The sequence below is a fragment of the Pseudomonas mucoides genome, from assembly GCF_015461845.1.
GTDB classification, from domain to species: Bacteria; Pseudomonadota; Gammaproteobacteria; order Pseudomonadales; family Pseudomonadaceae; genus Aquipseudomonas; species Aquipseudomonas mucoides.
The window spans coordinates 620,922-635,918 of the sequence record NZ_JACOPW010000003.1; the positions used below are offsets into that span (position 1 = coordinate 620,922).

17 protein-coding genes are annotated in these 14,997 nt (G+C 59.4%); 11 read left to right on the forward strand and 6 right to left on the reverse strand.

Annotated elements, in window-relative coordinates:
• The first annotated feature begins 83 nt into the window (after window positions 1–83).
• Window positions 84–497: a DUF3301 domain-containing protein gene (locus H8F22_RS17685; RefSeq protein ID WP_027926263.1), complete on the forward strand. Its 414-nt coding sequence runs from the start codon at window positions 84–86 to the stop codon at window positions 495–497.
• On the opposite strand, the gene H8F22_RS17690 is transcribed toward H8F22_RS17685, so the two are convergent.
• Window positions 494–1,459 carry a CobW family GTP-binding protein gene (locus H8F22_RS17690; RefSeq protein WP_194940500.1) on the reverse strand — a complete coding sequence of 322 codons (966 nt, stop codon included), beginning with the start codon at window positions 1,457–1,459 and terminating at the stop codon, window positions 494–496. The two genes, H8F22_RS17685 and H8F22_RS17690, sit on opposite strands and share 4 nt — an antisense overlap.
• A 27-nt stretch (window positions 1,460–1,486) precedes the next feature.
• Between H8F22_RS17690 and H8F22_RS17695 the strand changes: the two genes are divergently transcribed.
• On the forward strand, window positions 1,487–1,843 hold the full coding sequence (locus tag H8F22_RS17695; RefSeq protein WP_027926261.1) for a hypothetical protein: 357 nt from the start codon (window positions 1,487–1,489) through the stop codon (window positions 1,841–1,843).
• A gap of 4 nt (window positions 1,844–1,847) precedes the next feature.
• Here the strand turns inward: H8F22_RS17695 and H8F22_RS17700 are convergent, their stop codons facing one another.
• Entirely contained in the window at window positions 1,848–2,498 is a 651-nt protein-coding gene (locus H8F22_RS17700) for a DUF1826 domain-containing protein (RefSeq protein WP_194940501.1), read from the reverse strand.
• Window positions 2,498–3,706: a zinc metallochaperone GTPase ZigA gene (gene zigA, locus H8F22_RS17705; protein WP_194940502.1), complete on the reverse strand. Its 1,209-nt coding sequence runs from the start codon at window positions 3,704–3,706 to the stop codon at window positions 2,498–2,500. The genes H8F22_RS17700 and zigA overlap by 1 nt, the downstream gene beginning before the upstream one ends.
• A gap of 143 nt (window positions 3,707–3,849) precedes the next feature.
• Between zigA and H8F22_RS17710 the strand changes: the two genes are divergently transcribed.
• Complete coding sequence (locus tag H8F22_RS17710) at window positions 3,850–4,227, forward strand: hypothetical protein (RefSeq protein WP_027926258.1); 378 nt, start codon at window positions 3,850–3,852, stop codon at window positions 4,225–4,227.
• On the opposite strand, the gene H8F22_RS17715 is transcribed toward H8F22_RS17710, so the two are convergent.
• Window positions 4,224–5,420 (reverse strand): N-acetylmuramoyl-L-alanine amidase, encoded by a 1,197-nt coding sequence (locus H8F22_RS17715; protein ID WP_059181915.1) that lies wholly within the window; start codon window positions 5,418–5,420, stop codon window positions 4,224–4,226. The two genes, H8F22_RS17710 and H8F22_RS17715, sit on opposite strands and share 4 nt — an antisense overlap.
• Window positions 5,421–5,505: 85 nt before the next feature.
• Between H8F22_RS17715 and folE2 the strand changes: the two genes are divergently transcribed.
• The 7 genes from folE2 to H8F22_RS17750 are packed head-to-tail and all read left to right on the forward strand — an operon-like array spanning window position 5,506 to window position 11,646.
• Entirely contained in the window at window positions 5,506–6,402 is an 897-nt protein-coding gene (folE2, locus tag H8F22_RS17720) for a GTP cyclohydrolase FolE2 (RefSeq protein ID WP_194940503.1), read from the forward strand.
• Entirely contained in the window at window positions 6,399–7,067 is a 669-nt protein-coding gene (locus tag H8F22_RS17725) for a metal ABC transporter ATP-binding protein (protein WP_027926255.1), read from the forward strand. The genes folE2 and H8F22_RS17725 overlap by 4 nt, the downstream gene beginning before the upstream one ends.
• Window positions 7,067–7,933: a metal ABC transporter permease gene (locus H8F22_RS17730; protein WP_027926254.1), complete on the forward strand. Its 867-nt coding sequence runs from the start codon at window positions 7,067–7,069 to the stop codon at window positions 7,931–7,933. The genes H8F22_RS17725 and H8F22_RS17730 overlap by 1 nt, the downstream gene beginning before the upstream one ends.
• 11 nt (window positions 7,934–7,944) lie before the next feature.
• Window positions 7,945–8,820, forward strand: coding sequence for a metal ABC transporter substrate-binding protein (locus H8F22_RS17735; RefSeq protein WP_027926253.1), 876 nt, complete (start codon window positions 7,945–7,947; stop codon window positions 8,818–8,820).
• Window positions 8,817–9,377 (forward strand): gamma carbonic anhydrase family protein, encoded by a 561-nt coding sequence (locus H8F22_RS17740; RefSeq protein ID WP_027926252.1) that lies wholly within the window; start codon window positions 8,817–8,819, stop codon window positions 9,375–9,377. The genes H8F22_RS17735 and H8F22_RS17740 overlap by 4 nt, the downstream gene beginning before the upstream one ends.
• Window positions 9,378–9,379: 2 nt before the next feature.
• On the forward strand, window positions 9,380–10,717 hold the full coding sequence (locus H8F22_RS17745) for a dihydroorotase (protein ID WP_194940504.1): 1,338 nt from the start codon (window positions 9,380–9,382) through the stop codon (window positions 10,715–10,717).
• Between the two features lie 32 nt (window positions 10,718–10,749).
• Window positions 10,750–11,646 carry a His/Gly/Thr/Pro-type tRNA ligase C-terminal domain-containing protein gene (locus tag H8F22_RS17750; protein ID WP_194940505.1) on the forward strand — a complete coding sequence of 299 codons (897 nt, stop codon included), beginning with the start codon at window positions 10,750–10,752 and terminating at the stop codon, window positions 11,644–11,646.
• Window positions 11,647–11,670: 24 nt separating this feature from the next.
• On the opposite strand, the gene H8F22_RS17755 is transcribed toward H8F22_RS17750, so the two are convergent.
• On the reverse strand, window positions 11,671–12,192 hold the full coding sequence (locus tag H8F22_RS17755) for a DUF3617 domain-containing protein (RefSeq protein ID WP_027926249.1): 522 nt from the start codon (window positions 12,190–12,192) through the stop codon (window positions 11,671–11,673).
• A 131-nt stretch (window positions 12,193–12,323) separates the two neighbouring features.
• On the opposite strand from H8F22_RS17755, the gene cls reads away from it, so the two are divergent.
• Window positions 12,324–13,763 (forward strand): cardiolipin synthase, encoded by a 1,440-nt coding sequence (gene cls, locus H8F22_RS17760; protein WP_194940506.1) that lies wholly within the window; start codon window positions 12,324–12,326, stop codon window positions 13,761–13,763.
• Here cls and cfaB read toward each other — a convergent pair.
• Window positions 13,760–14,947: a C17 cyclopropane fatty acid synthase CfaB gene (gene cfaB / locus H8F22_RS17765; RefSeq protein ID WP_027926247.1), complete on the reverse strand. Its 1,188-nt coding sequence runs from the start codon at window positions 14,945–14,947 to the stop codon at window positions 13,760–13,762. The two genes, cls and cfaB, sit on opposite strands and share 4 nt — an antisense overlap.
• Window positions 14,948–14,997: the final 50 nt, after the last annotated feature.

The following is a 14,997-nucleotide window of genomic DNA, read 5'->3' on the forward strand; positions in this document are numbered from 1 at the left end:
GCGCAGTATGCGACGAAAAGCAGCCTGTACGACAGACCAGAGACGCAGTTAAGCTGACACCATCTAGTTGGAGCAACCTGTTGATGCTGACCCTCGGAAATATCTTCGTGCTGATGTTGCTCGCCACCGGTGGCGCGTGGTTGTGGCACAACCACGGCTTGCGCGAGCGTGCGCTGGAGCGGGTCAAACAGCATTGCGCCAAGCTCGGCATCGAGTTGCTGGACGGCAACGTGGCCTTGAAAAAGATCGCGTTCATCAAAGATGCCAACGGCCGGCGGCGCCTGGCTCGCGTGTACAACTTTGAGTTCACCGTGACCGGCGAAACCCGCCACAACGGCACCATCACCCAATTCGGCGCCCACAGCGCGCAGATCGAACTGGCGCCCTACCCGATGCCGTTCGACGACACGCCTGCGATCGTCGATGTGGTGAAGCCTCGCGCCGAGGTGATCGAGTTGAGCCAGTGGCGGCAAGAACACACCAAGTGGCGCCCTTAACTCGACCGACAGTCAGCCAGGGCGCTTTGCAGTGAATCCACTTCCTGCGGCTCGTTGAAAATCAGTTCTATCCGCGAATCCTGGCGCCATTCGCTGGGCTTCCACTCCAGTACCGAATTATCCAAAGCATTGGCCGACACCCAACCGTCGACGCTGTGGATAACCAGCTTCGCCCGCCGCCAGGACAGGCTTTCAAGCCACAGCCCGATGCGCGCCACGTCGAACCTCTGGCTCGGGTGCCAACGCCAGCCGATACTCCAGCCACCCTCCTGTTCCTGACTCAAGCAAATAGGCAGCGCGGGATCCGTCCAGATGGCCGGCAGTTGCGCCAGCCCCTTGGGCACGATGAAGTTATCCACACCCGCTAAGGCCTGAGCCTGGAGTCCCGGCAAGTGGCTCAATGGCAACTGAGCGTGCTGCGTCCAGTACAGAGGACGCGGCAGTAACGGCGCGGCGATGCGCTGGCGATCATCGGCGTCGAGATCTTCCGCCTTGTTCAACACCAACAAGCCGGCGCTGTTCAATGTCTCCTGTTGCGCCGCAGGCAGCGGTTTGCCAGCCGCGAGCGCTTGGGCATCCAGCACCAGTACGCAGGGTTGTACCGCCAGTACACCGACCCACGGTGCCTCACTCAACTGCTCAAGCAGCCGGGCCGGATGGCCGAGGCCAGAGGGTTCGATGAACAACCGATCCGGCTTGGCCTTGCGCAGCAAGCGCCCAAGCCCGATCTGAAACGGCGCACCATTGACGCAACACAAACAGCCGCCGGCCACTTCGCCCAGTGCGATACCATCGGCGTCGGAGGTCAGCAGCGCAGCGTCGAGGCCGATCTGCCCGAATTCGTTGATCAACACCGCCCAACGCTCGCCGACCGGCCGCTGCGTTAACAGGTGCTTGATCAGGCTGGTTTTGCCGGCACCTAATGGACCGGCAATGACGTGAGTGGGAATGTTCTGCAACATGGTCGGTGTTTTCTGAGGAGGTAAAAGATGCGGTTGATGGGATTGTCGTTACTGCTGGCGCTATGTTCCAGCGAGGTGTTCGCCCAAGCCTGCGTGGTACATACCACATCCGCGAGATTGGACGTGAAAGTCTGCCAGCAAAACCGCAATATCCCGGAAAAACTCTTCGCCGACGGCTTCTGCCAGCCCAATCTGGCCGGGCAGACCGTCGACGTGCAGTATGTTGAGCAATGCCCAACCGGCGCCTTCGGGGTGTGCAGCAACGCTCAAGTCGCCAATATGCCTTACCGGCAGGACATTCACTATTACGGCGTAGCCACCGATGCGGCCTATTTGAAGCCGTTTTGCGAAGCGCAGAGCCAAGGCAGCTGGCTCACGCCTTGAGGCGTTAGCCGAGCCAATCTAGGGTCAGGATCAATCGACGCTCACCCGAAGCGAGTTGCGGCGAGCGGTGAATCAGGCCGAAACCCTCGTTGCCGTGCCACTTCTCGCCCTTGAACAGCGCCACGTCCCCGCAGGCGACCTGCTCGATCAGCGAATCCTCTACAGGCTCAGCCTCAGGCTTACCCAATTGGCGACGATCCATCACGCCCTCTCGCAGCCACTGACTGCCGATACCGGAGTACGTAGTGATCAACCGCACCGGCACATGATCGACGTGGAAACGCGGGCACATGGCCTTGTCCAGCGCCCGCAAACGCAGGCCGATGCGCTGGACGCCTAACAAACAGGCAAACGCGCTGACCAGCCACGACACGTCGGCAATGAAGCCCTCATACCCGTGCAGATCGCTGAACCCAGCCGCCAACCCGTGTAGATTGGGTTCGGCGTCATCGCTGGGCAGCTCCACAACCAGCGACTCGGCTAACGGTACGTTGAGGGACAGCAACAACTGGCCGAAATCGTTGATATGCACCGGAAGCTGGCGCTGCCAAACGGCGAGGTTTACCTCGTCATCGAGGATTCTCGCGAGCGTTTGCGGCGTTTCGTCCTGGACAGAATGAACGACCGAACGCCGCTTCAGACTCGGCGCCAACATCAGGCGGCGACCTCTTCGTGCCAGGGGCCAAACGGATCTGGCAGCAATCGCCAACCGTCGACACCCAAGGCCATTTCGGCCTCAGTCAGCAGACAATCATCGAGTTCGGCGGTGAGTTGTGCGAAGTCGATGTTCTGGCCGATGAACACCAATTCCTGGCGGCAATCGCCGGTGGCGGCGGTCCAGTTCTCCATGATCCCGGCGGTACTTTCTTCATCCTGCGGCCACTGGGTTTTCGGCACAAATCGCCACCAGCGCCCCGCAAAACCATGACGCATCAAGCCCCCCGCCTGGGACCAGCTGCCCGCGTCCATGGGCTTACTCGCCAACCAGAAAAACCCTTTGGAGCGCAGCAGTTTTCCGTTCACCCAAGGGCGGTCGATAAAGCTGAAAAAGCGTTGCGGATGAAAGGGGCGGCGGGCCCGGTAAGCAGTCGAGGCGATGCCATATTCCTCGGTTTCCGGCACATGCTCGCCACGCAATTCCTGCAACCAGCCCGGCGCCTGAGCGGCTTTTTCAAAGTCGAAGCGACCGGTATTGAGGATTTTTCCCAGGGGTACTTCGCCCATGACCATGGGAATGATGTCTGCCTGCGCGTTGAGGCGTTGAAGAATCGCAATCAGCTCCTCGCGCTCGCGGCGGCTGATCAAGTCGATCTTGCTGATCAGGATGACATCGGCAAATTCGATCTGCTCGATCAACAGATCAGTGATCGAACGCTCGTCCTCCTCACCCAACGTTTCGCCACGGGACGCAAGGCTTTCGGCGGCCTGATAGTCGAGCAGGAAGTTCATGCCATCCACCACGGTGACCATAGTGTCGAGCCGCGCGATGTCGGCCAGGCTTTGCCCTTCTTCATCACGGAAGGTAAAGGTTTCCGCCACGGGCAGCGGTTCGGAAATGCCGGTGGATTCGATCAACAGGTAGTCGAAACGCCCGTCCCTGGCGAGTTTGCTGACTTCTTCGAGCAGGTCTTCGCGCAAGGTGCAGCAAATGCAGCCGTTGCTCATTTCGATGAGTTTCTCTTCGGCGCGGTTCAGGCTGACATCACGCTGGACCTCGCTGCCATCGATGTTGATCTCGCTCATATCGTTGACGATGACCGCGACCCGCAAGTTGTCGCGATTGCGCAGGACGTAGTTGAGCAGCGTACTTTTTCCGGCACCGAGAAAGCCCGAGAGGACGGTCACGGGTAGACGATTGGGCATCAGATATTCCTCACAAGGATGCCCGGTCGCAGAGTCGGGCTTTTTTAAATGTTATAGTATAACAACACAATCAAGCCACTCTCTTCTTGCCCATGACACCAAAGCGACCGATGCTAAAGGCCGTCCAGTCCCCGAGAAATCCCATGCGTATTGCCCTGAAACTGGCGCTGATGAGTGTTTCGCTGCTGATGGCCACACAGGCCTGGGCGCAGATTCCGAGCCTGGCCCAATGCACCCGTAGCGCCAATCTGCTGGCCTGCGTGGATGTCGACGGCAACGCCTACAGCGTCAACACCGTCGGCAGCACGATCTATCTGCGCGGCTTCGAAATGGCGGGCAAGCGCTACTGGGCACAGACCAACAGCCGCTACGGGCAACTGACCTTTTTCACCGGCATCGCTTCCGACGGCGAGGCCTGGGTTGGCTACAACCGTCGGGTGGGCTGGACCACCATCAATCGCTTCTCCAGTTCGGGTGGCAGCAGCGCCAAGTTCACCTGCAGCCGGATTACCGGCTGCTAGACCTGCGTTTTTTTCTGCGCTTGTTGCCAGGCGATGTAGCTGTTGGCGGGCGGATTTTTCTGGAAATAGCGCTGCAACCCTTCGAATAAACCGTCCGCCACGGCCTGTTGATGACGTGCGGTGACCAGTCGCTGGCTGTCGCGAGCGTTGGAAATGAAGCCGGTCTCCACCAGGATCGACGGCACGTCCGGCGACTTCAACACCGCAAATCCTGCTTGTTCCACGCGCTTTTGATGCAGCGTGGTGATCCCCGCCAGGCTCCCCAGGACCGTACTGCCCAACTGCAAACTGGCGGCCAGGGTGGCGTTCATCGACATGTCGAGAATGACCCCGGCGAGCATCGGGTCTTTGTCCTTGAGATTGAGCAAACGAGTGGCGCCCAGCAAATCCGCGCCGTTCTCACGTTGTGCCATGAAGCGCGCCGTGGCCGAGGTCGCACCGCCTTCAGACAAGCAATACACCGAAGCACCGGAAGCCGTAAGACGCGGGGCTGCGTCCGCATGCACCGAGATGAACATGTCGGCGTTGTGCTTGCGCGCTATCTCTACCCGTTTGCGCAGCGGAACAAAAAAGTCGTCGTTGCGCACCAGCTTCACGTCAAAGCCCTTTTCGCGTTTTAGACGCTTGGCCAGCAGCTGAGCGATGGACAACACCACGTCTTTCTCTCGCTCCCCCTTGGCGCCGACCGCGCCAGGGTCTTTCCCGCCATGACCAGGGTCGACCACCACGATGATGTCGCGTTTGGCGTGCGCCGTGTCCTGGATCACCTCTGAGGGCACAGCAACGGGCAATGACGCAGCGGACTTCAGATCGAGCACCAGCCTATGGCCTTGCCCCTCCTGCGGCGGGAGCAAAAAGCTGTTGAGCTGCACCGGGCCGCTGAGGTCGAGGACGATTCGCGTATCCCCCAGACCAAAATGCCCGGAGCGGATCGAGTGGATCACCGTATTGGCGAGGGATAGCTGACTGAAATCGCCACTGAGGTTGGCGCCACTCAGATCAATGATCAGCCGCTCGGGCGAACTGAGTGAAAAGGTTTTGTAGTGCACCGGCCCGCTCAGATCAAACACCAATCGCAGCTTGTCATCCGACCGCCACAACCGTGCGTTGCGAATTTGCGTGGCCGAGACACCAAAGGGCAACGCGAAGGCTGCGCTGGCCAGAATCAGGTTGAGCAAGTGACGTCTGTGCATGAAGAGGACCGCTCGAGAAAAAGGCGTAGTCGAATTTAATGTAATAACATAACATGCCAAATCGATTCCCACGATGGACCTGCTCATGAATGCGCTGACTCTGCCGGATATCGCCGCGCAAGCCTCTCGCCAAGCTCTGCCACTCGACTGGGTGGGCATGTGCGGCATTGCTCTTCCTGTTCTGTTCGATGGCCAACGCCTGAGCGCAACAGCAGATGCGGGCGTGAGCCTCGATGACGGAGAGGCACGCGGTATTCATATGTCGCGGTTGTATCTGGCGCTGGAAATGCTCGAGCAGGAAAACCTGACACCGACCTTGTTGCGACGAATCCTGCAAAGTTTTCTCGACAGCCATGAAGGACTGTCCCGCAACGCTTACTTAAAAATTCACGCTGATTTGCTGCTCAAACGGCCAGCGTTAATCAGCCCGTTGGCCGGTTGGAAAAGCTACCCGGTGAGCATCGAAGCGCGATTGAAAAACGCGATGTTCCACGTGGAACTAAAAATCGGCGTTGCTTATTCCTCGACTTGCCCGTGTTCAGCGGCACTGTCCCGGCAGTTGATTCAGCAGCAATTCGTCGATGACTTTGCCAACCAGTCACTGCAACACGCCGATGTATTGGCATGGCTCGGTTCCACAAAAGGCATCGTTGCGACGCCCCATAGCCAACGCAGCACCGCACATTTGAGCGTGCGTCTGGACGATTATCTGGATGACCTGCCACTGATCACCCTCATCAACGACGCCGAAGCCGCTCTCGGTACTGCCGTACAAACCGCGGTCAAGCGCGCCGATGAACAAGCCTTCGCCTTGGCCAATGGTCAGAACCTGATGTTCTGCGAAGACGCCGCGCGACGCCTGAACCTCGCCCTGAAACGCGCACCCGGCATCCACGCCTTTCACGTCCGGGTCATCCACGCCGAAAGCCTGCACGCCCATGATGCCGTTGCCGAAAGCCGCTGGAATTGGGAGGCTGCATGATCCGTTGCCAGGCATTGCGCTGGGGCGCCCCCGGCCAGCCACTCACACCGCCCGTGGATTTCGAATTGCCCAAGGGAAGCCTGACCGCCGTGATCGGTGCCAACGGGTCGGGGAAAAGCAGCTTGCTGAAAGTCATCGCAGGATTGCAAAAACCACTCACAGGCAAAATCTTCCTCGATGTTCCACGCCAGGGCTCGCTGTCCTTCCTCCCTCAGCAACAACACCTGGACCGGCAATTTCCTATCAGTCTCCAAGAGTTGGTAGCCGCAGGTTTTTGGGGTAGCAAGCAATCGCCCGAACTGCGCAGCCAACGCCTGAAAACAGTGTTGGAAGATTGGTGCCTCAGCGGTCTGGAGCAACGCCCTTTGATGGCCTTGTCCGGAGGAGAACTGCAACGCGCCCTGCTCGCCCGATTGAGCCTTGCGCAAACGCCCTTGTTGTTGCTCGATGAACCGCACGCGGCGCTCGACGAACTCGGTCAATCGCTGCTCTGGAAACATATCCACCAATGGCATGCCGAGGGTCGAACCCTGGTTGTGGTGTGCCATGACCTCGCCGCCGTTCGCCAACACATTCCACACACACTGCTGATCAACAGCAGCGGCTGCCTACTCGGGCCTAGTACCGAACTGATCCGCCAACAACCACAAACGCAGGTGGCCTGATGCTCGCAGCCACTCAGCTTTGGCAGCCCTTCCACGAGTTTGTGTTCATGCGTCGGGCACTTATCGGCGGACTCGTCCTGGCCTGCAGCACGGCTCCGCTGGGGGTATTTCTGATCTTGCGACGCATGAGCCTGATCGGCGATGCCGTCGCTCACGGCATCTTGCCCGGCGCCGCGCTCGGCTTCTGGTTCGCGGGATTGAGTTTGCCGGCATTGACGTTTGGTGGCTTGGGCGCAGGCCTGAGCATGGCCGGACTGGCCGCATGGATCACCCGTCGTACCGGCTTGCGAGAAGACGCCAGTCTGGCAGCGATCTACCCGATTTCCCTCGCCAGCGGAGTGCTGATCCTGGGCATTGCCGGCAAGCGCCTGGACCTTTTGCACCTGTTGTTTGGTTCCGCATTGGCGGTCGATGGCCCGACGTTGACCGGCATGTTGTGGGTCTCGGGCTTCAGCCTGATCGCCATGGGCCTGATCTACAAACCGCTGTTGCTGGACACCCTCGACCCGCTCTTTCTGCAAACCGTCAGCCGTCTCGGACCGCTGGCCCACGGTGTGTTCCTGACGCTCGTGGTGCTGAATCTGGTGATCGGTTTCCAGGCTATCGGCGCGCTGATGGTGGTCGGTCTGATGATGTTGCCCGCCGCCGCATCTCGTTTCTGGAGCCGCCGTTTGCCGGTGTTGATTGCCATCGCCGCCGTGCTCGGCTGCCTCTCGGTGTGGCTCGGATTACTGCTGTCGTTCTTCTACTCGCTGCCCAGCGGTCCGGCGATTGTGCTGGTGGCCGGTGGTTTTTATCTGTTGTCCGTGGTGTTGGGGCCGGTGCACGGTTTATTGCGCCGCCCGCCTTTGCTCACATCCCAATGAGGTGTTGCCCGATGCGCGCTCTACTCGTACTGTTCAGTTTGATGCTGTCGATGTCGCTGTCTGCGGCGGAAAAACTTCAGGTGGTCACCAGCTTCAGCATCCTCGCCGACATGACCCATCAGGTCGGCGGCGAGCATATCCAGATCACCAATATGGTCGGTCCGGACGCCGACGCCCATACCTACGAGCCGACGCCGGATGACGCCAAGGCACTGCTCAGGGCCAAGCTGATCATCAAGAATGGATTGGGTTTTGAGCCATGGCTGGACCGTCTGGTGACCAGTACCGAAACCAAGGCGCCGGTGATCAGTGCGAGTCACGGTGTCATTCCGCGCTCGCTGGATGAAGACGGCGAGACCATTCCTGACCCTCATGCCTGGCACAACCTGGCGAACACCGAACTGTACATCGCCAACATCACCAAAGCGTTGATCGCCGCCGACCCGGCGAACACCGCCGACTACCAACGCAACAGTCAGGCCTACCTGAAACAGATCTACGCCCTGCTTGCCGAAGCCAAGGCCAAGCTCGGCTCCCTGCCGCCGGGCAATCGAAAAATCGTCACCTCCCATGACGCCTTCGGCTATCTGGGTCAGGCCTACGGGATCGACTTCATGGCACCGCAAGGACTGTCCACCGAACGTGAACCGTCGGCCGCTGAAGTCGCTGCACTGATCACCCAGATTCGCCAAGCCAAGGTCAAAGCGGTGTTCATGGAAAACATCAAGGACGCCCGCCTGCTGAAACAGATTGCCGATGAAAGCGGCGCGCAGATCGGTGGCACGTTGTACTCCGATGCACTCGCCGCCACCGGGCCGGCCAGCACCTTTGCCGGGCTGTTCGAATACAACCTCAACACCCTCTACCAAGCGTTGAGCAAACCATGATCCGCAAGAACCCTTCAGGGGATTTGCCGCAAATTGCGGAGTCCGCCTACGTAGATAAGACCGCCATCATTTGCGGCAAAGTGCTGATTGGAGAGAACGTCTTCGTCGGTCCTTACGCGGTGATTCGCGCCGACGAAGTAGACGCCAGCGGTGAGATGGAGCCGATCACCATCGGCGCCAACTCGAACATCCAGGACGGTGTGGTCATTCATTCCAAGTCCGGCGCCGCCGTCACCATCGGCGAGTTCAGTTCGATCGCCCATCGCTCCATTGTGCATGGCCCCTGCACCGTGGGTGACCGGGTGTTCATCGGCTTCAACAGTGTGCTGTTCAATTGCGCGGTCGGTGATGGTTGCGTCGTGCGGCATAACTCGGTGGTCGACGGTCGCGACTTGCCCGATGACTTCTACGTCCCCTCCACCACCCGCATCGGACCGAACACCGACCTGTCGCAGTTCCCCCCTGTCAGCGTCAGCGCCTCGGAGTTTTCCGAAGACGTGGCGCGCACCAACGTCGACCTGGTGCGCGGTTACAAAGCGCTGCAAAACGAGTTCTGACCATGACCAGTGTGCTGATTCGCAATGCCCGGCTGGTGAACGAAGGCCGTGAGTTCGAGGGAGATCTGCTGGTCAGCAATGGTCGAATCGTGAAGATCGCCAGCAGCATCCAGGGTGAAAATGCCGACGTGGAAATCGATGCCGACGGTCAATGGCTGCTACCCGGAATGATCGACGACCAAGTGCACTTTCGCGATCCCGGCGCACCGCACAAGGGCAGTTTCTACACGGAATCGAGGGCCGCGGTGGCTGGGGGAATCACCAGTTTCATGGACATGCCCAACACCCGTCCGGCGACCCTGACCCTCGCAGACCTGGCTGACAAGCAGCGGCGCGCGGCGATCAGTTCAGTGGCCAATTACGGTTTCCATTTCGGCGTCAGCAATGACAACCTCGACACCATCGCAGCGCTCAACCCTTGCGAAGTGGCCGGCGTCAAAGTGTTCATGGGCGCCTCCACGGGCAACATGCTGGTCGATGATCCTCGGATTCTGGAGCGGCTATTCGCCCAAGTGCCGACGATTCTGTTGGCCCATTGCGAGCACACGCCCAGCATCGAGGCCAACGACGCAAACCTTCGAGACCTGTTCGGCGAACACATTCCTGCGGCCGCCCATCCATTGATCCGCAACGCCGAGGCGTGCTTTCGCTCGTCTTCGATGGCCGTGGACCTGGCCAAGCGGCATGGCACGCGATTGCATGTGTTGCACCTGACCACCGCCCGCGAACTGGCGCTGTTTGAAGACAAGCCGCTGGCCCACAAACGCATTACCGCCGAAGTGTGCCTGCACCACTTGCTGTTCGATGATCGGGACTACTCCAGCCTCGGTAATCTGATCAAGTGCAACCCGGCCATCAAGTCTCAAGCCGACCGCGATGCATTGCGCCAGGCACTGCACAGCCATCGACTCGATGTGATCGGCAGCGACCACGCGCCGCACACGTGGGCGGAGAAACAACAGCCTTATCATCAGGCTCCTTCCGGCCTGCCGCTGGTGCAACACGCCCTGCCCGCGTTGCTGGAATTAATGGCTGACAAAGTCCTGCCGATAACCACCCTCGTGGCCAAGACCAGTCACCGCGTAGCCGATTTGTTCGCTATTCCCGACCGCGGTTATCTGCGCGAGGGCTATTGGGCCGACCTCGTTCTGATCAAATCCGAACCCGATGGCGTTGCCGTTTCCCAACAGCCCATCCTGTCTCAATGCGGCTGGACGCCTTTCGCCCGGCAGCGTTTTCGTCACAGTGTCAGCACCACGCTGGTGTCCGGGCAAATTGCCTGGCACGACAAACGTCTTAATGACAACTGTCAGGGATTACCATTACGGTTTATGCGCTAGCGCGTAATACAGAAGCACTCGAGAGCATCACCATGATTCAGATCCGCCTGCCCGATGGTTCATTGCGTGAATACGATCAGCCATTGTCCGTGTACGAACTCGCCGCGAGCATCAGCCCCGCGCTGGCCAAAGCGGCGGTGGCCGGTCGGGTGGACGGCGTGTTGGTGGACTGCGAATACGTGATCAGAGGCGATGCTCGGGTCAACATCGTCACGCCTCAAGAACCCGATGGCCTGGAGATTCTTCGACGCTCTTGTGCATTGATACTGGCGATGGCGGTCAAGCAACTTCATCCCCATGTTCAGCTGAAGGCCGGGTCGGCGCTGGGGGATGGTTTCTTCTGCGGGTTTACCCTCAATCAATCGTTAACCCGCGACGACCTGCCGCTGATCGAAGCCCGCATGCAGCTGCTGGCCGCGACCAACCACTCAATCCGCCGCCGAGCCTCGAAGGCAGAAGATCGACGGTCGCTATACCGCCTGGGAGATTTCGAGCATTTAACGGCAGGCCCACAGGTTCCAGCCACGAAGGTGTTGCAGGCGTTTTCCCTCGACTACATCAGCGGTACGTCTGAACAACGGATCTACGGCACGTGTTGGTCTTGCCAACAGGAACTGGACAGCTGGCGAGCACCGCCCCTGGTCATGATTGTCAGCATGGCGGAGCGCCAGGCGAGTTATGTCCAGTCGGTGACCGAGGCATTGCGCCGAAGCGGTGTGCACGTCCATGTGGATCTGCGCCATGAAAAGGTCCGCCACAAGATTCGTGAGCACGGTCAAAAAGTGCCGTACCTGATGGTCGTGGGCGAGAAGGAACAGGAAGGAGAGTTCGTCAGTTTGCGCAGCGGTGCGGGCGAGGATTTCGGCAGGATGGGTATTGAGGCAGCGTGTCAGTGGCTGAATCAAGCCCGCTCCCGCACAAGCGTGTAGGGAGCGGGCGTAACGACGAAGGTCTTAAGCGCGAGGCTTGACCGTTCCGCAATCCTGTCCCAGCCACACGGCACGACTTTCCAGGCTGCCCTTTTGATTAATGCCGGTAGCGTTGAAAGTGCCGTTGACCTTGGTGGTGAACTCACGGTCGCTGAGGAAAGTAGCCACACCGGCGCCTTGCGCTTTCGGACAGCTGAAACGGAATTTCCACTGGTTACCAGAGCGATCAGTGATTTCCTGCTTGCAGCCCGATTGCGGGTCGGTCAGTGGAATATTGTCGGTCTTCACCTGCTCCGGTGTCAGGCACGCCCGAATCCCTTTGCCGCCCATGGTGATGCCCTGTTTCTCCAATTGTGCGCGCTGTTCCGGGGTCATCTGGCTCTGTAACTGCCCGAGGATCAGTTGCAAGTCCGGCAGGTTCTGGTCATCGACCTTCATGTTGCTGGTGGTCAATTCCCATAACCCCGGTTGCAGCATCTGTGCCTGAGCCGCCACCGGAAGTGACAAACCAACAGCCATGGCCAAACCCAGCAGACGAACGTTCATCGAGTAACTCCTGATCAGTTGTGGCCGTTAGACGCCGGGCATCGGCTTCGGTTCATGGGCCAATTAAATAGCGACATTCTGCACGGAACATGGTCTGTTAAGCACTGAATCTTCAGGAGCAAGGCTGCCCCATGGATTACTTTGGACCGCACATTTTCGGCTACACCATTGCACTGCTTCACACGCTGGGCCTGATTGCTGCCATTCACGCCGTGCTCACCGTCCGCACCGCCCAGGGATCGATTGCCTGGGCGCTTTCGTTGGTGTTTATTCCTTATCTCACGCTCATCCCCTATCTGGTCTTCGGCCGCAGTACCTTTGATGGCTACATCAAGGCGCGGCGCCAGGCCAACGAAGAGATGCGCAAAGCCATCTCCGAGCTCAACTGGCGCCCCTGGGTCGAGGAGGCGCTGACCGCTCGTGCTTCCAACGCCTACGCGTCGTTGCGGGCGATGCCGAAACTGGGCCGCATGCCGTGCCTGGCGAACAACGAAGTGCATTTGTTGATCAATGGCCAAGCCACCTTTGATTCGATTTTCGAGGCTATCAGCCAGGCGAAAGAAGCCGTGCTGATTCAGTTTTTTATCATCCACGATGATCGTCTCGGCCAACGCCTGCAAACCCTGCTGCTGGAAAAAGCGGCCGAAGGCGTCGCGATTTACTTGCTGTACGACCGCATTGGCAGCCACTCCCTGCCCCACAGCTACGTGCAACCGTTGCGCGATGCCGGCGTCGAAGTCAAAGCGTTCGCCACTCGCAGTGGCTGGCTCAATCGCTTCCAGGTGAATTTCCGCAACCATCGCAAGATCGTGGTGGTCGATGGTGTCCTGGGATTCGTGGGTGGACATAACGTTGGCGACGAATACATGGGCGAGAAACCACCGCTCGCGCCTTGGCGAGATACCCATGTTCGAGTCCGCGGTCCGGTGGTGGCCTGCATGCAGGAGTCTTTTGCCGAAGACTGGTTCTGGGCTGCACGGTCATTGCCGCCGCTGATCCTGCCGGATGCGTATCCGGACGACGGTGTGCTTTGCCAATTGCTGGCGAGCGGCCCGGCGGATTCCTACGAAACCTGTTCATTGTTCTTCGTCGAAGCCATCCATGCCGCGACCGAGCGGGTGTGGATCACCAGCCCCTACTTCATCCCCGACGAAGCGGTGTTTGCCGCACTCAGGCTGGCAGTGCTGCGCGGTGTCGATGTGCGTCTATTGCTGCCCTCGCGTCCGGACCACCGCATCGTCTATGCCGCCTCCAGCCTCTATGCCTTCGAGGCCGTTCGCGCGGGGGTGCGGGTGTTCCGCTACGAGCCCGGTTTCCTGCATCAGAAAGTGGTATTGATCGACAATGAAATCAGCGCCATCGGCAGTGCCAACCTGGACAACCGCTCGTTCCGGCTTAACTTCGAAGTGATGTTGTTGACGGTCGACAGCGCATTTGCCGCGGAGGTGGAGCAGATGCTCAACGAAGACTTCAATCAGGCCCATGAAATCGCCAAGGAAGAAAGCCGGGAGACCCACCGCCTGCAACAGATCGGCATGCGGGTCGCCCGGCTTATTTCACCGATTCTCTAAGGGTTGTAGATGTCGTCGCGGGTCCATGGCAATTCATGGCTGCCATCGGGGTGGGCTTTGACCGCGAGGATCTGGTGCAGGTTGATCCAGCCCCGGGCAAACGCATAAGCGCATCCCGCCAGGTACAGCCGCCAGATCCGTAGGGCCTGCTCCGGCACTTGCCTGGACGCCGCTTCCAGATTGTCTTCCAGGCGTTCACTCCAGTGGTCCAGGGTACGCGCGTAGTGCAGGCGCAGGCTCTCGACGTCGACGATCTCCAAACCTGCTTCACTGATTTCGGCCGAGATCATCGACAGGTGCGGCAGCTCGCCGTTGGGGAACACGTATTTCTCAATGAAGTCGCCGGCACCGCGTCCCACCGGACGGCCGTCGGTGTGTTTGGCGGTGATCCCGTGGTTCATCACCAGGCCGCCTTCTTTCACCGCGCCGAACAAGGTTTTGCAGTACTCAGCCAGATTCGCGTGGCCGACGTGTTCGAACATGCCGACACTGACCACTTTGTCGAAGCGCCCATCTTGAGGCAGGTCGCGGTAGTCGAGCAGTTGCAGCTCGACCAGATCCTCCAGACCTTCCTCTTTCACGCGTTCACGGGCCAGGGCGAGTTGTTCTTTGCTGAGCGTAATGCCGAATACCCTGGCGCCGAACTCCCGCGCCGCGTACCGCGCCAGTCCGCCCCAACCGCAACCGACGTCCAGCAAATATTCACCCGGCTGCAACCGCAACTTGCGGCACAAATGACGGAATTTGGCTTGTTGCGCCTGCTCCAGGGTTTCACTACCGGTCTCGAAGTACGCACAGGAATACGCCATGTCACTGTCGAGCCACAGCTGGTAAAACGCATTGGACAGGTCGTAGTGATAGGAGATGGCTTTGGCGTCGGTTTCCTTGTCGTGGACGGTACGAACCGGCTGATTGTCGTCGTTTTCGTCCAGCATCGCCTGACTCCACTCATCGCAGACGCGGATAACGTCGCTGATGGAGCCTTCCAGCTCAAGTCTACCCTCGACAAACGCCGCTCCGAGCGCGTCCAGGCTTGGATGGGTGAACTGGGTAACCATTTGTGGGTCCTTGACCACAATCGTGACGCTGGGCGTCGGCCCCAGATTGAATTCATGGCCGTCCCAGAGTCGCAGGCGTAGCGGTAGCTGCAGATTCTGTAAGGCCGGTGGAAGATGCGCGAGCATGGAGTGTTCCCCTGGTTTCAGACGTCTGATGTGAGGGTAGACCATCCTGG

Coding starts and splice junctions, on each gene's coding strand:
- H8F22_RS17700 (WP_194940501.1), bottom strand. CDS start 2,498: ATGTTGGCGCCGAGTCTGAAGCGGCGTTCGGTCGTTCATTCTGTCCAG.
- H8F22_RS17695 (WP_027926261.1), top strand. CDS start 1,487: ATGCGGTTGATGGGATTGTCGTTACTGCTGGCGCTATGTTCCAGCGAG.
- H8F22_RS17690 (WP_194940500.1), bottom strand. CDS start 1,459: ATGTTGCAGAACATTCCCACTCACGTCATTGCCGGTCCATTAGGTGCC.
- H8F22_RS17735 (WP_027926253.1), top strand. CDS start 7,945: ATGCGCGCTCTACTCGTACTGTTCAGTTTGATGCTGTCGATGTCGCTG.
- H8F22_RS17740 (WP_027926252.1), top strand. CDS start 8,817: ATGATCCGCAAGAACCCTTCAGGGGATTTGCCGCAAATTGCGGAGTCC.
- cls (WP_194940506.1), top strand. CDS start 12,324: ATGGATTACTTTGGACCGCACATTTTCGGCTACACCATTGCACTGCTT.
- folE2 (WP_194940503.1), top strand. CDS start 5,506: ATGAATGCGCTGACTCTGCCGGATATCGCCGCGCAAGCCTCTCGCCAA.
- H8F22_RS17730 (WP_027926254.1), top strand. CDS start 7,067: ATGCTCGCAGCCACTCAGCTTTGGCAGCCCTTCCACGAGTTTGTGTTC.
- H8F22_RS17715 (WP_059181915.1), bottom strand. CDS start 5,420: ATGCACAGACGTCACTTGCTCAACCTGATTCTGGCCAGCGCAGCCTTC.
- H8F22_RS17710 (WP_027926258.1), top strand. CDS start 3,850: ATGCGTATTGCCCTGAAACTGGCGCTGATGAGTGTTTCGCTGCTGATG.
- H8F22_RS17725 (WP_027926255.1), top strand. CDS start 6,399: ATGATCCGTTGCCAGGCATTGCGCTGGGGCGCCCCCGGCCAGCCACTC.
- cfaB (WP_027926247.1), bottom strand. CDS start 14,947: ATGCTCGCGCATCTTCCACCGGCCTTACAGAATCTGCAGCTACCGCTA.
- H8F22_RS17745 (WP_194940504.1), top strand. CDS start 9,380: ATGACCAGTGTGCTGATTCGCAATGCCCGGCTGGTGAACGAAGGCCGT.
- H8F22_RS17685 (WP_027926263.1), top strand. CDS start 84: ATGCTGACCCTCGGAAATATCTTCGTGCTGATGTTGCTCGCCACCGGT.
- H8F22_RS17755 (WP_027926249.1), bottom strand. CDS start 12,192: ATGAACGTTCGTCTGCTGGGTTTGGCCATGGCTGTTGGTTTGTCACTT.
- H8F22_RS17750 (WP_194940505.1), top strand. CDS start 10,750: ATGATTCAGATCCGCCTGCCCGATGGTTCATTGCGTGAATACGATCAG.
- zigA (WP_194940502.1), bottom strand. CDS start 3,706: ATGCCCAATCGTCTACCCGTGACCGTCCTCTCGGGCTTTCTCGGTGCC.